Source organism: Lentzea sp. (assembly GCF_035525475.1).
Taxonomy (GTDB): domain Bacteria; phylum Actinomycetota; class Actinomycetes; order Mycobacteriales; family Pseudonocardiaceae; genus Lentzea.
In genome coordinates, this window is record NZ_DATLEC010000251.1 from 1 (window position 1) to 19,589 (window position 19,589).

Genomic DNA, 19,589 nt, shown 5'->3' on the forward strand with positions numbered 1-19,589 from the left:
AGGGGTGCGCAAGTGTTTTCGCGCTTGCGCGCCGCACAGGCAGGTCGCCGCGAGGGCCAGGCGTTCGGTCAGCTCTCCGAGGACGTCCGCTGGGAGGGGAGCGGCTCCTGGAACAGGTTCGTCCAGGACGGCTGGCCCGACTGCGCCGAGCCCGCGTCCACGTGCGTCTGGTGCGTCTCGGGGTGGCTGAACAGGTCGTCTGCCGGGTGCAGGTTCATGTGGGTGTTTCCGATCTCGTGACAAGAGCAAGGTGGGGACTTCAGAACGTGTTCGGGGTCCGCGTGCGAGGCCGTGGCCGGCTGTGATCGCCGGGAGAGAGCGCACTGCGTGGGAAGGCGGGGTTGCGGAGCGCAACGACCCGATGGGTCAACCGTACACCTCATCTTCCGAACACCTCTGACGAAGCGCGAAATACCCGCCTCGGTGTGTCGTTAATCCTCGTGTCACGGCGGACTTGCGGAACGAGGTCGCGTCCGTCGGACAGGCGCTTTGACCTGCGCTTTGTCCGCGCTGCCCTCGGGTGGCGACCGTGAGCACCTCTCGTGCCGGCAGGCCGGGACGTTCGGGCAGGACAGCGCCTTGACGGCCGAACTGGCCGTCGCGTACGTGCGCGGCTTCCAGGGCCCGTCGCTCGGACCGGTGTCGGTGGCCTGCACCAGCGAGCACTTCCCCGGTGGCGGCCCGCAGAAGGACGGCGAGGACGCGCACTTCCCGTACGGGCGCGAACAGGTCTACCCCGGCGGCCGCTTCGCAGACCACCTCGCGCCGTTCCGCGCGGTCGTCGAGGCGGGCAGGCTCCCGTTCGACCTGCCGCGGTCGATGGAGCAGGTGCGCCGCCACCACGAGGACGTCGCGGGCTACGAGGATCCGCTCTTCCCGTTCGGCCACGGGTTGTCGCCGCGATGACGACGAGGCGTGGCTTACGCTGCGGTCCATGTCGGATCGCAGGTCGGGTGTGCTCGTCACCGGGGCGTCGCGGGGGATAGGCCGCGCGACGGCCGTGGCGTTCGCGGAGCGGGGTTTCCGGGTGGCGGTGCACTACAGCAGCCGCCGTGACGACGCCGAGGAGACCCTCGCCCAGCTGGCCGGAGACGGGCACGCGGTGATCGGCGGCGACCTCGCCGACGCCGGCACCGCCCGTGCCCTGGTCGCGGAGGCGGTGGACCGGCTCGGCGCGGTGGACGTGCTGGTCAACAACGCGGCGGTCGCGCCGACCGCCGCCAACCGGCACCGGATCGGCGAGACCTCGTGGGACACGTGGACGGACGCGTGGCGGTCCATGCTGGACGTCAACCTCCTGGGCGCGGTCAACGTCACCCGGGCGGTGGCGCAGCACCTCATCGATCGCGGCGCGCCGGGCAGCATCGTCAACGTGGGGTCGCGGGGCGCCTTCCGCGGCGAACCCGACCACCCGGCCTACGGAGCGAGCAAGGCGGCGCTGCACGCTTTCGGGCAGTCGGCCGCGATCGCGCTGGCTCCCCACCGCATCTCGGTCACGTCGGTCGCGCCGGGGTTCATCGCCACCGAACGCCAGGAGGCGAAGCTCGCCGGTGCCGAAGGCGACGCGGTGCGGGACCAGAGCCCGTTCGGCCGGGTCGGCACGCCGGAGGAGATCGCCGCCGCCATCGTCCACCTGGCCTCACCGGGGGCGGTCTGGTCGTCCGGGACGGTCCTGGACCTCAACGGGGCCTCGTACCTGCGCTGACCCGCCCACCGGTACGGGATGGCCGGGTTCTGCCGCGGTGTGTCCGCCTGCGGCGTGCGGGTTCAGCACCACGATCTACGCGGGGGAGGTGTTCCACGACGTGTCGTTCCACGACCCCGACGGCGTGCCGGCCGATCTGCGCACCCGCGTCGACCCGTACCCGGAGCGGATGCGCGCCGCGGTGATCGAGAAGTTCGGCTGGGAGTCCGGCTCCTCGGTGACCACCGCGACCTCCGCGGCTGAACGCGGCGACGTCGCGTACGTGACGGGGTGTGCCTTCCGGACGGTCTCGTGCCCGACCCAGGTCCTGTTCGCCGCCGAACGCCGGTACCTCACCAACGAGAAGGGGTCGGTCGCCCTGGCGGACGGGTTCGCCCCGGCCCCGGCGGGCTACGCGGACCGGGCCGGCGACGCGCTGGCGTCCCTGGCCCGATCTCCGCGGGACCTCGTCTCGGTTCTCGACAGGTTGCGCGCACTGCGCGACGACGTGCTCCGCGGCGCTAGATCGACCTGAGGACCCGGACTCGGTCGGCGATCGCCCGCCGGGCCACATCGGAGTCGAAGGCGATGGAGTCGAACTCGTGCGGCGCCCCGGGGTGCAGGTGGAACTCGACCGGCACCCCGGCCCGGCTGAGCTTCGTCGCGTAGGCCATGTCCTCGTCGCGGAACACGTCGAGCTGACCGACCTCGACGTAGGCCGGTGGCAGGCCGGTCGCGTCCTCCAGCCGGGCCGGAGCCGCGGTGGCCGGGACATCGGGCCCTCCTGCCGCGTCACCGAGCAGCGCGGGCCACGCGGTGAGGCTGTCCTCGTAGGACCACAGCAGGTACGGCGCGATGTGCGCGTCGACCTCGGTGGTGCGGTCGTCGAGCATCGGCATGATCAGGACCTGACGGGCGATGGCCGGGCCGCCGCGGTCGCGGGCGAGGATCGCCAACGCCGCCGCCAGGCCGCCCCCGGCGCTGTCGCCCATCACGCCGATCCGCGCCGGGTCCACGCCCAGTCCGGCGGCGTGCTCGTGCAGCCAGCGCAGTGCCGTGTACGCGTCCTCGAGCGGGGTGGGGAAGGGGTGCTCGGGGGCGCGGCGGTACTCGACGGACAGCATCGGCACGCCGCTCGCGGACACGTAGCGCGAGACCGGCCCGTCGAACAGGTCGATGTGGCCGAAGATGTAGCCGCCGCCGTGGAAGAACAGCACGGCGGAGCCGGGCGTCGCGCCTTCCTTGGTGTACCAGCGCATCGTGATCCGCGTGCCGTCGTCCGCGGTGGCGTGGTGGTCGGTCGTGGTCACGTCGGCGGGGATCGGCTGGGCCGTCCCGGCGGCGCCGATGATCGGTTCCCACATGGCCCTGCGCGCCTCGACGTCGCCGACGGCCGGAGGGGTGGCGTCCGCCATCGCGCCGGCCATCGGGGCCAGCGCGGTGGCGATCTCGGGATCCAGCCCGAGTGACATGGTCTTCTCCTTCGAGGTGGGGGGTGTCAGACGCCGGAGACGAGGAAGACGACCTTGCCGCGGACCGCGCCCGACGCGGCCTGGACGTGGATCGCCGGCAGCTCGGTCAGCGGCACCCGCTGGGCGACGTCGACCCGCAGGTCACCGGAGTCGACCAGAGCCACGAGCTTCGCGAGCTGCTCCGCGTCGCTGCGGACGTAGAGGTTGACGCCGCGCACGTCGCGTTCCTCGTCGGACGGCGCGGGCATCCAGATCGTCGTGTTGACGACGGCCCCGCCGGGGCGGACCAGCGTGACCAGCTCGGCCAGGACCGCCGGGTCGACCGGCGCGAGGTTCAGCACGAGGTCGACCTGCTCGGTCACCGCCGCGAGCACGCTGGTGGCGGTGTGGTCGACGACCTCGTCGGCGCCGGCGGTCCGCACGGCCTCGGCGCTGCGCGGGCTGGCCGTGGCGATCACGTGGGCACCGGCCTCTTTGGCCAGCTGGACGGCGTAGCCGCCGACCGGTCCACCCGCGCCGTTGACCAGCACGCGCTGCCCGGCCTTCAGCTGACCGTGGTCGAAGAGGGCCTGGTAGGCGGTGAGGCCGACCAGCGGCAACGCGGCGGCGTCGGCCAGCGGGATGCCCTTGGGCGCCGGGGTCAGGGCGGCCGCCGGTGCGAGGACGTACTCGGCCGCGGCGCCGGGCTTGGTCATCGGCAGGAAGCCGACGACCTCGTCACCGACCGCGAGGCCCTCGACGCCCTCTCCCAGCGCGTCGACCGTGCCGGCGACGTCGAGACCGGGGGTGTGCGGCAGCTCGACCGGGATCGGGCCCTGCATGACGCCGAGGCGGATGTTGCCCTCGACCGGGTTGAACGTCGTGGCCGCCACGCGGACCAGGACCTCACCGGCCGCGGGGACCGGCTGCTCCACGTCCTCGTAGCGCAGGACCTCGGGGCCACCGAACTCGTGGAAACGCACTGCCTTCATGGCAACTCTCCCTCGTTGTTTGCTTCGAACTCGAAGCATCTGGAACTGAGACTAGCCCTGCTTCGAATTCGAAGCAAAGTGATGCGCGGCACGTGTCAGCGGGGAGGACCGAGCAGGACGTTGCCGGAGATCTCGGCGGCCTCTGCGAGCAGCGACAGCGGGATCTCGAACCCGTCGGGACGCGGTTCGCGCAGGTCGCGACCGGCGTGCCGGAACATCTTCTCCAGCCCGCCCGGCGTCGAGATGAGCAGCAGGTCGGCCCTCTCGGAGGTGATGCGGTAGGAGTGCGGGATCCGGCGGGGCAGGAAGACGATCCCGCCCTCGCGCAGCTCGTGCTCCTCGTCGCCCGCCCACACCAGCGCGGTGCCGGCCAGCAGGAGGAAGACCTCGTCCTCGTTGTTGTGCATGTGCCACGGCGGCGCCTCGCCGAGACCGGCGTCGAAGCGTCCGACGGTCAGCTGCCCGCCGGTCGCCTCCGCGTCGAGCAGGACGCTGAAGATGCTCCCGCCGATCCATTCGAGCTGTTGCTGGTCTTCCCTCTGGGCGAGGTGGGGAATGCTCAAGGCCGTCCTCGGAGCCGGTGGGACGGCGGCGCCGTCCCCCTGCTGGAGACCCTGACCCGCCGCGCTGCCCGGCCGCCACGTCCCGCGGTGCCCACCGGTGTCCAGCGCTGCTCACCTGCTCCTTCGAATTCGAAGCAGTAAGCTGGCGTCATGGCCGACTCACCGCCGTCGCTCGACCCCGTCCAGCTCGGCGCCTACTTCGCCCTCGTCGAGGTGACCAGCCTGCTGCGCCACGCGGTCGAGCAGCAGCTCAAGGACGCCGGTGACCTCAGCTACGTGCAGTTCCAGCTGCTGGCGCGGCTCGGGGACCCGCCGACCGGCAGCCACCGCATGACCGACCTGGCCGACGGCGTCGTCTACAGCCGCAGCGGCCTGACCTACCAGGTGGGGCTGCTGGAGAAGGCGGGCCTCGTCGAACGCACACCCTCGGCCGACGACGAGCGCAGCGTCACGGTCACCATCACCGACGCCGGGCGCACGCGGCTCGCGGCGGTGCTGCCCGGCCACGTCGAGGTCGTCAGCGGCCTGCTCTTCGAACCGCTCTCCCGCGACGACGTCACCGCCCTCGCCGGCCTGCTGGCCCCGGTGCGCGACCACATGCGGTCCACGCCGCCCCGGTCAGCGGCGCCACGCCGTCGCAAGAGCTGACGTCACCGGGCCAGGAGGTGCTCGACGAGCCGCTCCCTGGCGAGGGCGAGGTGACGCCGGTAGGTGCCGTAGGGAACGCCCAGCCGTCGTGCGGTCGCCTTGTGGGTGCCGGAACCCGAGACGTACGTGGCGGTGAGCGCGTCGTGCGCCTTGACGCCCGCGGGGTCGACCCGCAACGCGTCGAGAGCGGCCGTGATCGCGTCGCGCAGGTCCGTCACGGGATCGGCCGAACCCGGTGGCACCAGGTGTGAGCGCAGCAGGACGCTGGTCGCGAACTCGCGGGGAGCGCGCCACGTGCGCAGCGCTTCGAGCACTCCCTCCTCGAACGCGTTGCGCGGCAAGCGGTTGGGCGGTCCGGGTGCCCACGCGACCGCGGGCGCGGCGGCACGAGCCCGGTGCTCCACCCACTGCTCCACGGGCTGGCGCCGCCAGTCCCGGCCGAAGACGTGCTGCCGGTCCACCACCACTACCTCGTGCATCCCGGCGGTGAGGTGGTGCCGCCGCCGTCCGGCGTCCTGGAAGACGGTGAACGTCATCGCCCGTCCGCTGGCCCGCATCTCGGCCGCGACGGTCCGGCGGTCGATGAGGTCCATCAGGGGCGACGGCCGCTGGTGCCCGCCGGACTGCACCGCGAAGCGGCGGATGCCCAGGTGCTCGCCCCGGCGCAGGGGAGCGACCGCCTCGACCTGCTCCCACAAAGCCGCGATCACCGGGTCCGCGGCCAGGTCCTCCGGCGACGGCGCATCCAGCCGCAGGATCGCCATGAACCCCACGAGTGCGCCCGCGGACCGGTAGACGCGAAAGCCCTGAGGCTGATGCCGGATCCAATGCGCGACCGCGGGTCCCTCCGCCATGCGCAGGACCTCGGGCACGTCACCGGGTTCGAGCCGCGTGTCCACGATGTCGGAGTGCGGGTCGTGCGAACCGTCCTGGTCGCGGAAGAGGAACATCCACTCCGCGACGCGTCGAAGTGCGTCGTCCTCGGTGGCACGGCGCACCGCGTCCAGGCACGTGACCGAGATGCGGGTGCGGACGTCCTCGTGGCGTTCGGGGTCCCGCCAGCGCAGATCGGCGTCGAGCACCGACCGCACCGCGTCGTGGGGGAGCAACCCGTCGGGGGTGGCCTCGACGTAGGGCTGCCGGCGCAGCCAGGCGAACACCGTCGAGGCGTCCTCGTCGCCCAGCACCGCGCGCAGCAGCGACTCGCGCGTGACGCGGGCCTGCGCGAGGACGTCGAGGCCGCGCCGGTGGACAGGGCTCGGGAGATCACCCACCAGCCGTTCGACCAGGGTGGTGAGCAGGTCGCCGGTGGGCTTCCAGTGCGCGGCCGGTGCCGAGGCGGCGAGGGTGAGGACGAGCGGACTGCCCCCGGCGAAGGAGACGATGGCGCCGCGCTGGTCCGGGGTGACTCCTCGTGCCGCGAGCAGGGCATCGGACGCGGCGGCGTCGAGCGGGCGCACGTCCAGCCTGGTGAAGCGTCGTGTCCACTCGGGATCGAGCGACCACTCCGCGTCGGGAGCGGTCCTGCTCGCGAGCACCACGACCGCGCCCGCCGCGAGCCGCGGCAGGAACGTGTCGCGCAGCCACGGCTCGAGCTGCCGGCAGCGTTCGAAGGCGTCGACCAGGACCACGGCACCGGGTTCGACGCACGCGGGCGCGGCGGCCTCTTCCAGGCGGCGCGGATCGGCGTTCAGGAACCGCGCGTCGACGTGCGCCACCTCGCGTCCGTCGAGCCGTGCCTGCCGGGCGGTGTGGCGCAGGAGTGCGGACTTGCCGATGCCGCCGGGGCCGTGGAGGTGCACCACGTGCGGGGCGTCCACCGCACCGGACAGCACCCGGTCGAGCACCGCCAGTTCCGCGGTCCTGCCTGCCAGGCCCACGTCCCGGAGCGAGGCGTTGATCAACACGTCACCCAGGATCGCTGCCAGGCGAACGTTCAACCTGGGCCAGGTTGTCCCACCCTGATGATGGCCGGCCCGGTGGAGGCGCCGACGACCTCGCCGAGCCGTCCCGCGTCGGCCGAGCCCGGCGCCGGGGTGAGCACCACGGCCTGGAGGTTGTCGCCGGGCACGTCCAGCAGGTTGCCGTCGAGCGCGATGTCTCCCACGCCCGGATGACGGAACACGGCCCGGTTCTCGTACCCGGCAAAGGATGTCGGCGCACGCCACAAGGTGTCGAACGAGCGGCTCGTGGTCCGCAGCTCGTCGACGAGTTCGGTGAGCTGCTCGTCGGAGGGGTAGCGGAGGTACGTGCTGTGCAACCGGTTGACGAGCGTGGCCCGGAACGCGGCCGCGTCGTCGTCATCGCGGCTGATCTCGCGGTGGGCGTTCGAGAACGTGCGCCACGCGACGTTCCAGTCCCGGGGTTGCCGGTTCGACGCTCCCGCGCCGAGAGCCATCCATGCGCCGTTCACGGCGACCACGTTCCACGCCGCGTCCGTCAGGAACACGGGCGTGCCGGCGAACCGCTCCAGCAACCGCATCGCCACCGGCCCGGCCGCGCGCGGCACCTGTCCGTCCGCCGCGGCGTACCCGGCCAGTGCGCAGAGCCGTTCGTACTCCGCCGGTCCCACCCGCAACGCGCGGGCGATGGCGTTCACGACGGCGGCGGACGGGTGGCGGCGGCCCTGTTCCAGCCGCCGCACGTGGTCCGCGGACACCCCGGCCAGCTCGGCCAGCTCCTCCCGTCGCACCCCGCGAGCCCGCCGCGCACCGGGTCGCAACCCGATCGCGGCGGGGTCCGTGGTCTCCCGCAACCGGCGCACCTCCGCGCCGAGATCCCGCAACGCCATGACGCCAGTGTCCCTTGTGGAGCAAGTGCGGCGTCTCACATGCCCGTGCGGTCAGCCGGTGGCGCAGGTCGTGCCGTTGAGGGTGAACGAGGACGGTGCGGCTGTGTTCCCGCTGTGGGCCGCCTGGAATCCGATGTCGACGGACCTGCCCGCCGCGATCGTGGCGTTGTGACCGGCGTTGCGCGCGGTGACCTGCCCGGAGGACGGCGAGTAGGTGGCGTTCCAGCCGGAGGTGATGCTCTGCCCGCCCGCCAGGGTGAAGGCGAGGGACCAGCCGGCGATCGCGGCGGTGCCGGTGTTGGTGATGGAGATGCTCGCGGTCAGGCCGTTGTTCCAGGCGGTGACGGCGGCCTTGACGGAGCACGTGCCCGGCGTCGGGTTCGGATTACCGCCCCCGGTGATGCCGAAGAACTCGAGCGCGACGGCCGCCATGCCCGACGACGGCAGGCTGTGCCCGGCGCCCTGGATGCTGTAGGCCTCGACCTTGTCGCCGTAGCGGCTGCGGTTCCAGCCGGGACGCGGGGTGTCGGTGGACGTCGGCGTCTGGCTCAGGCCGAACACGTTCGTCCACTGCTCGACCTCCTCCTGCAGCAACGAGTACGGCACGAGCGTGTCCGCGGTGCCGTGCCACAGCTGCATCCGCGGCCGCGGGCCGGTGTAGCCGGGGTAGGCCCGCCGGACGAGGTCGCCCCACTCCTGCGGGGTGCGGTTCAGCCCGCCGCCACCGGTGCACCTGCTGCTGCCGGGCGGGAAGTCGGCGGCGCTGGCGAAGCAGTGGAACGGCACGCCCATGAACGCCGCGCCCGCCTTGAAGACGTCCGGGTAGAGGGCGAGCATCTCGTTGGTCATCATGCCGCCGGAGGACGACCCGGTGGCGAAGACGCGGTCCGGGTCACCGCCGTAGCGCTGCTGGACGTAGGTCACCATCGACACGATCGACACCGGGTCGCTGCCGCCGCCGCGGCGCTTGGCGGCGTCCGACCACGTGTCGAAGCACTTGCCGAACCCGGCTTCCTGCTGCGCGCTCGGGTAGATCACGACGAAGCCGTACCGGTCGGCGAGCGAGGCGAACTCGCTGCCCGAGTAGAAGCCGGGTCCCGAGCCGCCGCAGCCGTGCATGGCGACGACGATCGCGGGCTTCGCCGGGCGGGTGTCCGGCACGTAGACGTGCATGCGCATCCCGCCGGGGTTGTCGCCGAAGCCGGTCACCTCCACCAGGGACGCGGCGGACGCCGGTGTCGCCGGCACGACGCCGGCGAGGGTCAGCACGGCGATGACGATGGCCATGAGGGTTGTTCTGCGCGTGAACACAACCGACCTCCGGTCAGGGCTTCCGAATCCCCCCGGAGCGCGAAGCTATTCACTTTCGTGACGGTCGTCAAACTTTCGACGTACGAATGTGGTGCGGCGTTCGACGAACGACTTCCCGCGGCTCACCCGTCCTTCGTGGTCGCGACCTCGACGACGGTGACCCGGACCCCGGCCGCCCGGATCGCCGCCACCGCCGCGGGGTCGGCCGACAGGTCCGTGACGACTTCGTGCACGTCGTGGATGTCGGCGATGCGGGCGAGCGTGGCCTTGCCGAGCTTGCTGCCGTCCGCCATCACGATCACCCGCTTGGCGCGGCTGAGCATCGCGCGGTTGGTGCGCGCCTCGTTCTCGTCGTGCGTCGTGATGCCCGCGACGGCATCGATGCCGTCGACACCGATGAACGCCGTGCCGATGCTGATCGACGCCAGCACGTGCTCCGCCCACGGGCCGACGAGCTCGTAGGACTGCGGTCTGGCGACGCCGCCGACCACGACGAGCTTGTGCCGGGGGTGCAACGCCATCTCCATCGCGATGTTCAACGCGTTGGTCACGACCGTCAGATCGGCGCGGCCCGGCAGCTGCTTCGCGAGCTCGCTGGTGGTGGACCCTCCGGTGAGCGCGATGACGTGCGACCCCGACGGCAACATCCGGACCGCCTGGCGCACGATGGCGCGCTTCGCGTCACGGGAGCGGCCGCCGCGATAGCGCACCGGCACCTCGTTCCCGGCGCCCTGCGGCTTCGCCCCTCCGTGCGTCCTCGTCAGCAGCCGCTGCTCCTCCAGCTGAGCCAGGTCGCGGCGCAGTGTCGCGGAGGAGACGCCGAGTCGTGTGCAGAGGTCGCCGACCTGCAGCGAACCTGTTTCCCTGAGCACTCGCAGTATTTCGGACATGCGTTCTGCTCGCGTGGTGCGCCTTTTCCGCGCGCGCATTTCGGGTGCGGCGGAATCCGTCGGGTCGGCCATGGATCGGAGCCTACGACAACTCTTCCCGGTGAGCGATTGTGCACGGGCTGCATCGGCCAGCGTCAGTCCTGAACAGGGGAGACGCGGCGAAACGCTCATTTGAAATGCTCACTTGAGCGGCGAACCTTGCCACTCGCGCAGCGCCGGACGTACGAATGCACCACTCGTCGAACCGGTGCGGGAGCCGGGGACTCAGGGCGATCAACGGCATTCGGGGAAAGCGTCCGAATGCGTCTGGGAAGTGTCCCGGTAATCGGAAGGCGACACCATGGGTGAGCGTGGGCTCGGCACCAGCTGGACCGCGGAGGAGATCTGGCAGCAGCCGGCCACCTGGCCGCGCGTGGCGGCCGCCGTGGAGCAGGTCCGCCCGCGGGTCGAGGGCTTGGTCGGCGCGGCGCTGGCCGACGCCAGGACCCGTGTCGTCCTGACGGGTGCGGGCACGTCGGCGTTCATCGGCGAGGTCGTCGCCCCGGCTCTGGCACGGCACCTCGGCAGGCCGGTGGAGACCCTGCCCACCACGGAGGTCGTCGCCGACCCGCTCGCCGCTGCCGTGGACGACCGGCCGGTGCTGCTGGTGTCGTTCGCTAGGAGCGGCAACAGCCCCGAATCCCTTGCGGCGGCCGAACTCCTGCACCGGCTCACGCCGGGCCTGCGGCACCTCGTGATCACGTGCGACCCGCAGGGGGAGCTGGGCCGCCGGTGGGCCGGTGCGGACGACGCCGTCGTGGTCGCGCTCCCGGAGGAGACGAACGACCGCGGTTTCGCGATGACGTCGTCGTTCACCGGCATGGCGTTGGCGGCGCTGCTGGCCTTCGGGCTGGACGTCGACGTCGACGCGGTGGCACGGGAAGGAACCGCGGTGCTCGGCGAGGCCGCGGAACGGGCGTCGGCGATCGCCGGGGCCAAGCCGGCCCGCCTGGTGTACCTGGGCTCCGGGGCGTTGCGAGGCCTGGCGAGGGAAGCCGCGCTCAAGAGCCTGGAGCTGACCCGCGGCGAGGTGGTCGGGATCGCCGAGTCGTCGCTGGGCTTCCGGCACGGCCCGAAGTCGGTGCTCGACGACCGCACGATCGCGTTCGTCTTCCTCTCCACCGACCCGTACGCGCGTTCCTACGACGTCGACATCGCGCGAGAGCTCGTGCAGTCGCTCGGCGCCGATCGCGTTGTCGTGGTGGGGGATGCGGACTCCGGCGAGTGCGGGGGAGCCCAGGTGTGGCCGGTCCGCGGCTCGTTCACCTCGCCTTCCGTGTGGGCGCTGGTCGCCGTGATCACAGCCCAGACGACGGCGCTCGCGTGCTCGCTCGCGCTGGACATGACGCCGGACAACCCGTTTCCCGGCGGCGAGGTCAACCGCGTGGTGCAGGGCGTGGTCATCCACGAGTTCCCGGACGGAGTGAGCTGATGTTCCTCGGTGTCGACGGCGGCGGTACGAAGACCGCGTTCTGCCTGGTGGACTCGGACGGCCGCGTGGTCGCGGAGGCCCGCACCGCCAGCGTGTACTACCTCGGCGACGGCCTCCAGATCGTGGAACCCCTGCTGCGCCAGGGGATCACCGAGGTCTGCGCCACCGCCGGGATCTCGGTCCCGGACATCACCTACGCGTTCTTCGGACTGCCCGCCTACGGCGAGATCAGCGGCGACGTCCCGGTGCTCGACGCGTTGCCCGCGAAGATCCTCGGCGGCGGCAACTACCGGTGCGGCAACGACATGATCTGCGGCTGGGCCGGTTCGCTCGGCGCGGTCGACGGCATCAACGTCGTCGCGGGCACCGGTTCGATCGCCTACGGCGAGAACCGCGGCAGGCAGTGGCGTGGCGGCGGCTGGAGCGAGCTGTTCGGTGACGAGGGATCCGGCTACTGGGTCGCGATCAACGGGCTCAACGCGTTCAGCCGCATGGTCGACGGACGCCTGCCCGCGGGACCGCTCGTGGACGAGATGCGCACGGCACTCGGACTGGTGGCGGACTTCGACGCCATCGACGTCGTGGTGAACCAGTGGCACGGCGACCGCGGCAAGATCGCGAACCTGAGCAAGGTCGTGGTCGCGGCGGCCGACGCCGGAGACGCGGCGGCAGCGGAAGTCCTGCGCCAGGCGGGCCAGGAGCTCGCGCTGCTCGTGAACATCGGCCGCGAGGCCCTCGGGTTCCCCGCCGCTGAACGGGTCCCGGTGTCGTACTCCGGCGGCATGTTCAGCTCGGCGCACGTGCTGACGTCGTTCCACGAGTCGCTCACCCACGACTTCGACCTGCGCGCACCCCTGCTCGAACCGCACATCGGTGCCGCACTCCACGCGGCACGCCTGCACGGACACCCGTTGCGTGCAGAGCACATCTTACCCGCGGCGCTCTCCCTCTGAGGAGTCGAAATGACCGGATCCGGCGTGTCCCCCTCGTTCTTCCGCGCGAACAACTGGGTTCCGTACGCGGGACTGCTGGTGCTGTTCTGGGGCGTGTGGGGAGCGTTCTCCGCGTTGCCCACCAAGCTCTACGCCTACCCCGACCCGATGGTCTACGTCGTGTGGTCGCTGACGATGCTCATCCCCGCGTGGGTCTCGTTGCGCGGCAGGAAGTTCGACCGCAGCCGCACCGCCGCCGGATACGGGTTGCTGATCGGCCTCACCGGTGCCGGCGGACAGCTGCTGCTGTTCAAGGCGCTCACCATCGGACCCGCGTACGTCATCTTCCCGATCGTCGCACTGTCCCCGGCGATCACCGTGCTGATGGCGTTCGGCCTGCTGCGCGAACGGCTCGGAGTCCTGTCCTGGACCGGTGTGGTGCTCGCGCTCGCCGCCGTCGTGCTCTTCTCCGTGTCCACAGGGGACTCCGCCGACAGCGGCTGGCTCTACCTGCTGCTCGCGATCGGGGTCTGCGTGGCGTGGGGCGTGCAGGCGTTCTACATGCGCAAGGCGGCGCTCGCCGGGGTCGACGACCCGACGACGTTCGGCTGGATGACCATCAGCGGCCTGGTGCTGATCCCGGTGGCGCTGCTGATGATGGGCGGGCTGCCGCTCGGCTTCCCGTGGCAGGCACCGGCCCTCACCGCCGGCACGCAGCTGCTGAACGCCGTCGGCGCCCTGTTCCTCGTGATGGCCATGAGCCGCGGCAAGGCCTCGATCGTCGCACCGGTCACCAACGCCCTGGCGCCCGTGCTGACCATCGTGCTGTCGCTGCTGGTGTTCGGCGCCCAGCCCGGCGTCTTCCAGGTCGCGGGCATCGTGCTGGCCCTCATCGGCTCCACGCTGATGGTCTACCGCGCCGAGAAGAGCAGCGAGGCGGTCCCCACCGCCGAGGCGGCGCCGTGACGAGCCGGATCGTCACCGTCACGCTCAACCCCGCCATCGACGTGACCTACCGCGTGAAAGCCCTGCGTGTAGGGGAAACCGTTCGCGTCCCGGAGGTGCGGTCGCGGGCGGGCGGCAAGGGCGTGAACGTCGCGGCCGTGGTGACCGCGCTGGGCGAGGACAGCCTCGTGCTGGCGCTGACCACGACCGCGGCACCGGACGAGTTCTCCGAAGGCCTGCGAGAGCTGGGACTCGCGCATCGGCTCGTGCCCGCGCTCTCGTCGGTGCGCCGCACCATCGCGGTCGTGGCCGACGACGGCAGCACGACCATGTTGCAGGAGAACGGCTTTCCGGCCGACGAGCGCGCGGAGGCGGAGATCACCGCGGCGCTGCGGAGTGAGCTCGAAGCCGGTGCGGGCGCCGTCGTGATCTCCGGCAGCGTGCCCGTCGGCCTGGACCCGGAAGTGCCCGCACGGCTCGCGCGGTTGTGCGCCGAGTTCCATGTGCCGGTCATCGCGGACGTGTCCGGTGCGGCTCTCCGCGCCGCCGCGTCCAGCGGTGCGGTGCTGATGCCGAACGCCGACGAGCTGGCGGAGCTCGTCGGTGACGGAGCCGTCGACGACCTGGTGGCCGGGGGAGCGGCCGCCGTGGTCGCCACCGCCGGGCCGGACGGCGCGATCGCCGTGACCGCAACGGGTTCCTGGCACGCCCGCCCGGCCGAGGTGGTCGTCGGCAACCCGACGGGTGCCGGTGACGCGGCCGCCGCCGCCCTGGCGCTCCACCTCGCCCGAGCCGGGCACGCCGTGGACTGGCCCGCCGCGCTGGCCGACGTCGTGGCGACGTCGGCCGCCGCGGTGCTGTGCCCGGTCGCCGGCGAGATCGACCTCGGGGCCAGGACCCGCTGGATCCCTGTGACGACTGTGGAGGAGACGCGATGACCGCGGAGTGGATGACGCTGCTGCGCGAGATGCGGGCGGAACGACGTGCGGTGGGTGCCTTCAACGCGATCATGATCGAGCACGCGGAGGCCATCGTCGCCGGTGCCGAGCTGAGCGGGCTGCCGGTGATCCTGCAGATCTCGCAGAACGCCGTGCGCTACCACGGATCGCTGGCGCCGTTCGCCCGCGCGTGCCTGCAGCTCGCCGCCGACGCGACCGTGCCCGTTCTCGTCCACCTCGACCACGTCGAGGACGAGAAGCTCATCGACGAAGGCCTCGGCCTCGGCATCACCTCGGTCATGTTCGACGCCTCCAAGCTGAGCTACGCGGACAACGTGGCGAGGACCCGCGAGGTCGTCGACCGCTGCCACGCCACCGGGTGCCTCGTGGAGGCCGAACTCGGCGAGGTCGGTGGCAAGGACGGCGCCCACGCGCCCGGCGTGCGCACCGACCCCGGCGAGGCAGCGGAGTTCGTCGCGGCGACCGGCGTCGACTCTCTCGCGGTGGCCGTCGGGTCGTCCCACGCCATGACGGACCGGAGCGCGGTGCTCGACGAGACCCTGATCGCCGCGCTCGCCCAGGCGGTTCCGGTTCCGCTAGTGCTGCACGGCTCGTCCGGCGTGACCGACGGCGGACTGCGAGGAGCGGTCGCCGCCGGCATCGTCAAGGTCAACATCGGGACGCGGCTCAATCAGGTGCTGACCGAGGCGGTCCGCGCGGTGCTCGGGGAACGCGAGCAGCTGACCGACCCGCGCCGCTACCTGGCGCCCGGCCGGGACGCGGTCCGCGACGAGGTGGCCAGGGTGCTCACGGTGCTGGCGAAGTGAGCGCCGCGAGCGTGATGCGCTGAGCAGCCTGGACGGTGGCGGGCAAGGAGGCCGGGTCCCGGCTGATGCGGTCGCATCCCGCGCGCATGGCACCGGACAGCAGTTCCACGGTGAGCTGGACGTCGTCGACGCCGTGGAACTCACCGGAGGCGACGCCGTCCCCGACGACCTTCTCCACCTCGGCGACGAGCGCGGTGAACGGGTTGTCCCGTCCGTCCGGCAGATCGGCGACCAGAGGGCTGGAGTTCGGGAGGAACATCAGCCGCATCGCGTGGTTCGTCGACTCGGACAGGATCACCTCGATGATCTCCCGCACCCTCTCCGCCGCCATGTCCGACGATCGCGCGGCGATCGCGGACACCTGCTGTGCCAGGGGAAGGCTCGCCCGGCGGGCGAGCTCCAGGACCAGCGTCTTCTTGTCGGCGGCGTAGTTGTAGAGCGTGTTGCGCGCGAGACCGGCCGCGGTCGCGATGTGGCCCATGGTGATCGAGTCGTAGTCGCGTTCGAGCAGCAGCCGCCGCACCGCCTCGGTGAGGTCGGCCCACACCATCTCGTGGTGCTCCTCGATGGTGGCGGCGCGGATCCGCGGCATCGTGCTGTTCTCCTCAGTTCGCGGCGGTGGCGAGTTCCGGCTGGTTCTCCTGGTGGGTCGCGGTCAGCTTGACACGCGTGAGGCGCCAGCCGTCCGGCGTGCGGACCGCCTCGTTGTCGTAGAAGCCGACGACCAGCCAGCGATCGGCGCCCGGCAGCCAGTGTTCCGCGCGCACGTGGGCGTGGATCTTCGCGGTGTCGCCGTCGATCTCCACCACGTGACCGGTGATGGCGTGGTGCGTCGCCTTGAACGGCGCGAAGCTCGCGCTGAGCACCTGGACGTAGTCGGCCAGCGGGATCGTCATCTCCGGCATGCCCGTCACGGACTCGAAGTCGAGCGTGAGCGCGTCGGTGAAGACCCGGCCGGGCAGGGTCGTGAACTCCTTCAGATCCGCGATGTCGGCGTACCGGCTGATGAGCTCGATGAGTTCAGCACGGTCTTCGAGCGTGGTCATGGGTGCACTCCTCTGGTTTTGCGACGAACTGTCGCAAACATTACGACAGCTTGTCGCAAAAAGCCAAGATTCGTCTTTTTCGGACGATGGCGTAATCTGGATGTTCACAACATCCGAATGGAGTGCTGATGGTTCGTCTGACTCGGGTGCAGCAACAGGCGCGCACACGGGCGTCGGTGCTGGCAGCGGCGAAGGACGAGTTCACCGAGCACGGCTACGCGGCGGCGAAGGTCGACCGGATAGCCGAGCGGGCGGACCTGACCCGTGGCGCCGTCTACTCGAACTTCCCGAGCAAGCGGGCCCTGTACCTGGCGGTGCTGATCGACCTGGTCGAGAACGCCCGCGGGGAAGAACCGCCGGCCGAGGCGCAGTCGACGGCCGGCGCGCTGGGCGTGTTCGCCAGGGCCTGGCTGGAACGGCTGCCGCTGGCAGGCGACTCGGCCTCGGGCGGGCGGCTGCAGCTGAGGTCGCTCGACGGCGTCCTCGACGACGGGCACGTGCTCGCGCAGGTGGCCAGGCTGGAGGCAGTGCTGCTGGCCACCGCCCTCGAACGCGGCGGACCGCGGCAGGTACGCCTGGCCGAGCTGGTGCTGACCCTGCTCGACGGCGCCGGCCACCGCGCGGAAACGGCGCCGGGCTTCGGCGACCCGTTCGACGTGGCGCACGCGTGCCAACACCTGGCCGGCATCGACCTCGCGGACGCCTGGGCTCCTCCGCACCTGCCGTACGTCGCCCCGGCGCGAACGTGCGCGGACGCCTGGACCGCACCCGAAGGCCTCGTGGATCAGATCAGCGGCGCACCGGTCGGCCTCACCGACGGCCTGGTAGTGGTGCTGGGCGCGCGCAGGCTCGGCGCGGCCGAGGAGGCCGTCCGGTCGGCGACCCCCGGCGAACAGGTCGCGATCATCGTGGTGACGGGAGACCCGGAGGAGACCGGACGGCTCGTCCGGCTCCGCGTGACCGACTTCGTCGACTGCCTGCGAAAGGTGTTCAAGCCCGACCCGTGGCAGCACGTTCGCTTGGTGCTCGACGACGACGCGCTGGTGGCGTCAGCGATCGGGCTCGACGACCCAGACGACGAAACCGAAGCGGCCGTACGCACACGTGACGGCGTGATCGTCGCACGAGCACACGGCCGCGGCGCCGGCCATGCAGCCGGAGCAGCACAAAAGGAGGCGAAGTCGTGAGCCAGGTGCTGCACGCCTTGCGTTGCGTGGGAACCACCGGACTGACCCGCGTGGCCGCGTTCACCGGCCTGCCCGAGTCCGATGTGGAATCCGAGCTGATCGACCTCGCGGTAGCCGGTCTGGTCACGCACCACAGGGACTTCGGCGGCTGGGCCCTGACGGAGCCGGGCAAGGCCGCCGACGCCGAGCGGACCACCGCCGAACTGGACGCGGCCGGTGGCCCCACCGCGCTGGCCGGGCCGTTCAAGGACTTCCTGGTCCTCAACCCGGAACTGCTGGACCTGTGCACGGCATGGCAGGTCCGCACCGTCAACGGCACCACGACCATCAACGACCACACCGACACCGCCTACGACCAACGAGTACTGGGCCTGTTCACCGACTTCCACCACCGCGCTGTCGCAGTGATCGCCGGGCTGGCCGCAGTGGTTCCCCGATTCGGCCGCTACGAGTCCCGCCTGGCCGACGCCCTGGCCCGCGCGAAGGCGGGCGAACTCGACTACCTGGCCGACAACATGGCGTCGTTCCACACCGTCTGGGCCGAACTGCACGAAGACCTGCTGGCCACCCAGGGGATCTCGCGATGGCATGGGTGAAGCGGCTGCACGCCGGACTCGACGACCCGCCGGAGGTGATCGGCGGCAAGGCGCACGGCCTGGCCCTCCTGCACCGCCTGGGCCTCCCGGTGCCCGCCGGGCACGTCATCACCACAGACGCCTGCCGTGCCTTCTTGCGCGACAACCGCCTCCCGTCCGGCCTCCGCGACGAACTCCGCGCTCTGCCGCCGTCGGTGGTCTCAGTGCGTTCCGGGGCAGCCGTGTCGATGCCCGGCATGATGAACACGATCCTCAACCTCGCGCTTTCTTCTCCCGAAGAGCTGGAAGCAGCGGTGGAGTCGGTGTTCTCGTCGTGGAACACACCCCGCGCACGGACATACCGCACGCTGCACGACATCTCGCACGACCTCGGCACGGCCGTCATCGTGCAGGACATGGTGTTCGGCGACCGCGACGCCCGCAGCGGCTCCGGCGTAGCGTTCAGCCGCAACCCGGACACCGGCGAGAACGCGCCGTTCGGCGAAGTCCTCTTCGGACACCAGGGCGACGCCGTCGTCTCCGGCCGCTCGCTGACCCGGCCCCTGAGCGACCTGGCCACCCGCGAACCCGAGGTGTGGCAGGACCTGTCGGACGCGCTGGCCCGAATCGAACAGCACCACCGGGACGCCTGCTACGTCGAGTTCACCTTCGAGTCGGGGGCGCTGTGGCTGCTGCAGGTGCGACCGGGCGGGTTCACCGGCGCCGCCGCGGTCCGCCTGGCCACCGACCTGGTAGACGAAGGCCTGATCAACCGCGCCGAGGCGCTGCGACGGGTCTCACCACACGACCTCCACCACGCCCGCACACCCCGCATCGCGGACGCCGAGGTGGTGGCACGAGGGCTGGGCGTCTGCCCCGGCGTGGCCACCGGCAGGGTGGCGCTGACCGCGGACTCCGCCGTGCGCATGGCCGTCGACGGACCGGTAGTCCTGGTACGGCCGGAGACGTCACCGGAGGACATCCGAGGCCTGGCCGCCGCCACCGGCGTAGTGACCGCGCGCGGCGGACCGGCCAGCCACGCCGCGGTGGTAGCGCGCTCGATGGGAAAGCCCGCCGTGGTGGGAGTCGCTGATCTCGTCGTAGGTGCCGGCACGGCGACGTTCGGCGAACTCGAGCTGAGCACGGGCACGGTGGTCACCATCGACGGAACCAGCGGTGAAGTCGCGCTGGGCAGCCCCCGCGTCGTCACCGGCGCCGCGGATCCTCATCTGGCTCGCCTGCTCGACTGGGCGGACGACGTGCCGGGTTGCTGAAACCAGGTGGCCCGCCGTCCGGTCATTTCTCGCCGGACAGCGGGCAGGCCATCGGCCGGGCTCC

Annotated in this window: 22 protein-coding genes; 12 read left to right on the forward strand and 10 right to left on the reverse strand. The window is 71.6% G+C overall.

The window, feature by feature from the left end; translation table 11 throughout:
• Positions 1-68 precede the first annotated feature (68 nt).
• On the reverse strand, positions 69-218 hold the full coding sequence (locus tag VM306_RS38060; protein WP_325523794.1) for a hypothetical protein: 150 nt from the start codon (positions 216-218) through the stop codon (positions 69-71).
• Positions 219-489: 271 nt separating this feature from the next.
• Between VM306_RS38060 and VM306_RS38065 the strand changes: the two genes are divergently transcribed.
• The 3 genes from VM306_RS38065 to VM306_RS38075 are packed head-to-tail and all read left to right on the forward strand — an operon-like array spanning position 490 to position 2,219.
• The gene (locus tag VM306_RS38065) at positions 490-906 is read left to right on the forward strand and encodes a glycoside hydrolase family 3 N-terminal domain-containing protein (protein WP_325523796.1); all 417 of its coding nucleotides are present in this window, start codon (positions 490-492) and stop codon (positions 904-906) included.
• A gap of 28 nt (positions 907-934) precedes the next feature.
• Positions 935-1,705, forward strand: coding sequence for an SDR family oxidoreductase (locus VM306_RS38070; RefSeq protein ID WP_325523798.1), 771 nt, complete (start codon positions 935-937; stop codon positions 1,703-1,705).
• A 37-nt stretch (positions 1,706-1,742) separates the two neighbouring features.
• Complete coding sequence (locus VM306_RS38075; RefSeq protein WP_325523800.1) at positions 1,743-2,219, forward strand: DUF4037 domain-containing protein; 477 nt, start codon at positions 1,743-1,745, stop codon at positions 2,217-2,219.
• Here VM306_RS38075 and VM306_RS38080 read toward each other — a convergent pair.
• From VM306_RS38080 to VM306_RS38090, 3 genes are all read right to left on the reverse strand, one after another.
• Positions 2,206-3,156, reverse strand: coding sequence for an alpha/beta hydrolase (locus tag VM306_RS38080; RefSeq protein ID WP_325523802.1), 951 nt, complete (start codon positions 3,154-3,156; stop codon positions 2,206-2,208). The two genes, VM306_RS38075 and VM306_RS38080, sit on opposite strands and share 14 nt — an antisense overlap.
• A 26-nt stretch (positions 3,157-3,182) precedes the next feature.
• Entirely contained in the window at positions 3,183-4,127 is a 945-nt protein-coding gene (locus VM306_RS38085; protein ID WP_325523804.1) for an NADP-dependent oxidoreductase, read from the reverse strand.
• 95 nt (positions 4,128-4,222) lie between these two features.
• Positions 4,223-4,690 carry a cupin domain-containing protein gene (locus tag VM306_RS38090; RefSeq protein WP_325523806.1) on the reverse strand — a complete coding sequence of 156 codons (468 nt, stop codon included), beginning with the start codon at positions 4,688-4,690 and terminating at the stop codon, positions 4,223-4,225.
• Between the two features lie 150 nt (positions 4,691-4,840).
• On the opposite strand from VM306_RS38090, the gene VM306_RS38095 reads away from it, so the two are divergent.
• On the forward strand, positions 4,841-5,338 hold the full coding sequence (locus VM306_RS38095) for a MarR family winged helix-turn-helix transcriptional regulator (RefSeq protein ID WP_325523808.1): 498 nt from the start codon (positions 4,841-4,843) through the stop codon (positions 5,336-5,338).
• A gap of 2 nt (positions 5,339-5,340) precedes the next feature.
• On the opposite strand, the gene VM306_RS38100 is transcribed toward VM306_RS38095, so the two are convergent.
• From VM306_RS38100 to VM306_RS38115, 4 genes are all read right to left on the reverse strand, one after another.
• The gene (locus VM306_RS38100) at positions 5,341-7,245 is read right to left on the reverse strand and encodes an ATP-binding protein (protein WP_325523810.1); all 1,905 of its coding nucleotides are present in this window, start codon (positions 7,243-7,245) and stop codon (positions 5,341-5,343) included.
• A 29-nt stretch (positions 7,246-7,274) separates the two neighbouring features.
• The gene (locus tag VM306_RS38105) at positions 7,275-8,129 is read right to left on the reverse strand and encodes a helix-turn-helix domain-containing protein (protein ID WP_325523812.1); all 855 of its coding nucleotides are present in this window, start codon (positions 8,127-8,129) and stop codon (positions 7,275-7,277) included.
• 51 nt (positions 8,130-8,180) lie between these two features.
• Entirely contained in the window at positions 8,181-9,416 is a 1,236-nt protein-coding gene (locus VM306_RS38110) for a PHB depolymerase family esterase (protein WP_325523814.1), read from the reverse strand.
• Positions 9,417-9,562: 146 nt separating this feature from the next.
• The gene (locus VM306_RS38115; RefSeq protein WP_325523816.1) at positions 9,563-10,330 is read right to left on the reverse strand and encodes a DeoR/GlpR family DNA-binding transcription regulator; all 768 of its coding nucleotides are present in this window, start codon (positions 10,328-10,330) and stop codon (positions 9,563-9,565) included.
• 340 nt (positions 10,331-10,670) lie between these two features.
• Between VM306_RS38115 and VM306_RS38120 the strand changes: the two genes are divergently transcribed.
• From VM306_RS38120 to VM306_RS38140, 5 genes are read left to right on the forward strand one after another with little or no spacing between them, the layout of a single operon-like run.
• Positions 10,671-11,801 (forward strand): SIS domain-containing protein, encoded by a 1,131-nt coding sequence (locus tag VM306_RS38120; RefSeq protein ID WP_325523818.1) that lies wholly within the window; start codon positions 10,671-10,673, stop codon positions 11,799-11,801.
• Positions 11,801-12,754 (forward strand): N-acetylglucosamine kinase, encoded by a 954-nt coding sequence (locus VM306_RS38125; RefSeq protein ID WP_325523820.1) that lies wholly within the window; start codon positions 11,801-11,803, stop codon positions 12,752-12,754. The genes VM306_RS38120 and VM306_RS38125 overlap by 1 nt, the downstream gene beginning before the upstream one ends.
• A gap of 9 nt (positions 12,755-12,763) precedes the next feature.
• Positions 12,764-13,699 carry a DMT family transporter gene (locus tag VM306_RS38130; RefSeq protein WP_325523822.1) on the forward strand — a complete coding sequence of 312 codons (936 nt, stop codon included), beginning with the start codon at positions 12,764-12,766 and terminating at the stop codon, positions 13,697-13,699.
• On the forward strand, positions 13,696-14,616 hold the full coding sequence (locus VM306_RS38135) for a 1-phosphofructokinase family hexose kinase (protein ID WP_325523824.1): 921 nt from the start codon (positions 13,696-13,698) through the stop codon (positions 14,614-14,616). The genes VM306_RS38130 and VM306_RS38135 overlap by 4 nt, the downstream gene beginning before the upstream one ends.
• Positions 14,613-15,443, forward strand: coding sequence for a class II fructose-bisphosphate aldolase (locus VM306_RS38140; protein ID WP_325523826.1), 831 nt, complete (start codon positions 14,613-14,615; stop codon positions 15,441-15,443). Before VM306_RS38135 ends, VM306_RS38140 begins: the two co-directional genes overlap by 4 nt.
• Here VM306_RS38140 and VM306_RS38145 read toward each other — a convergent pair.
• Together VM306_RS38145 and VM306_RS38150 are read right to left on the reverse strand one after the other, a co-directional pair.
• The gene (locus tag VM306_RS38145; RefSeq protein ID WP_325523828.1) at positions 15,424-16,035 is read right to left on the reverse strand and encodes a TetR/AcrR family transcriptional regulator; all 612 of its coding nucleotides are present in this window, start codon (positions 16,033-16,035) and stop codon (positions 15,424-15,426) included. The two genes, VM306_RS38140 and VM306_RS38145, sit on opposite strands and share 20 nt — an antisense overlap.
• 13 nt (positions 16,036-16,048) lie before the next feature.
• Positions 16,049-16,489 (reverse strand): nuclear transport factor 2 family protein, encoded by a 441-nt coding sequence (locus VM306_RS38150; protein ID WP_325523830.1) that lies wholly within the window; start codon positions 16,487-16,489, stop codon positions 16,049-16,051.
• A gap of 128 nt (positions 16,490-16,617) precedes the next feature.
• On the opposite strand from VM306_RS38150, the gene VM306_RS38155 reads away from it, so the two are divergent.
• The 3 genes from VM306_RS38155 to VM306_RS38165 are packed head-to-tail and all read left to right on the forward strand — an operon-like array spanning position 16,618 to position 19,525.
• The gene (locus VM306_RS38155; RefSeq protein ID WP_325523832.1) at positions 16,618-17,676 is read left to right on the forward strand and encodes a TetR/AcrR family transcriptional regulator; all 1,059 of its coding nucleotides are present in this window, start codon (positions 16,618-16,620) and stop codon (positions 17,674-17,676) included.
• Complete coding sequence (locus VM306_RS38160) at positions 17,673-18,272, forward strand: transcriptional regulator (protein ID WP_325523834.1); 600 nt, start codon at positions 17,673-17,675, stop codon at positions 18,270-18,272. Before VM306_RS38155 ends, VM306_RS38160 begins: the two co-directional genes overlap by 4 nt.
• Positions 18,260-19,525 (forward strand): PEP/pyruvate-binding domain-containing protein, encoded by a 1,266-nt coding sequence (locus VM306_RS38165; RefSeq protein ID WP_325523836.1) that lies wholly within the window; start codon positions 18,260-18,262, stop codon positions 19,523-19,525. Before VM306_RS38160 ends, VM306_RS38165 begins: the two co-directional genes overlap by 13 nt.
• Positions 19,526-19,589 lie beyond the last annotated feature (64 nt).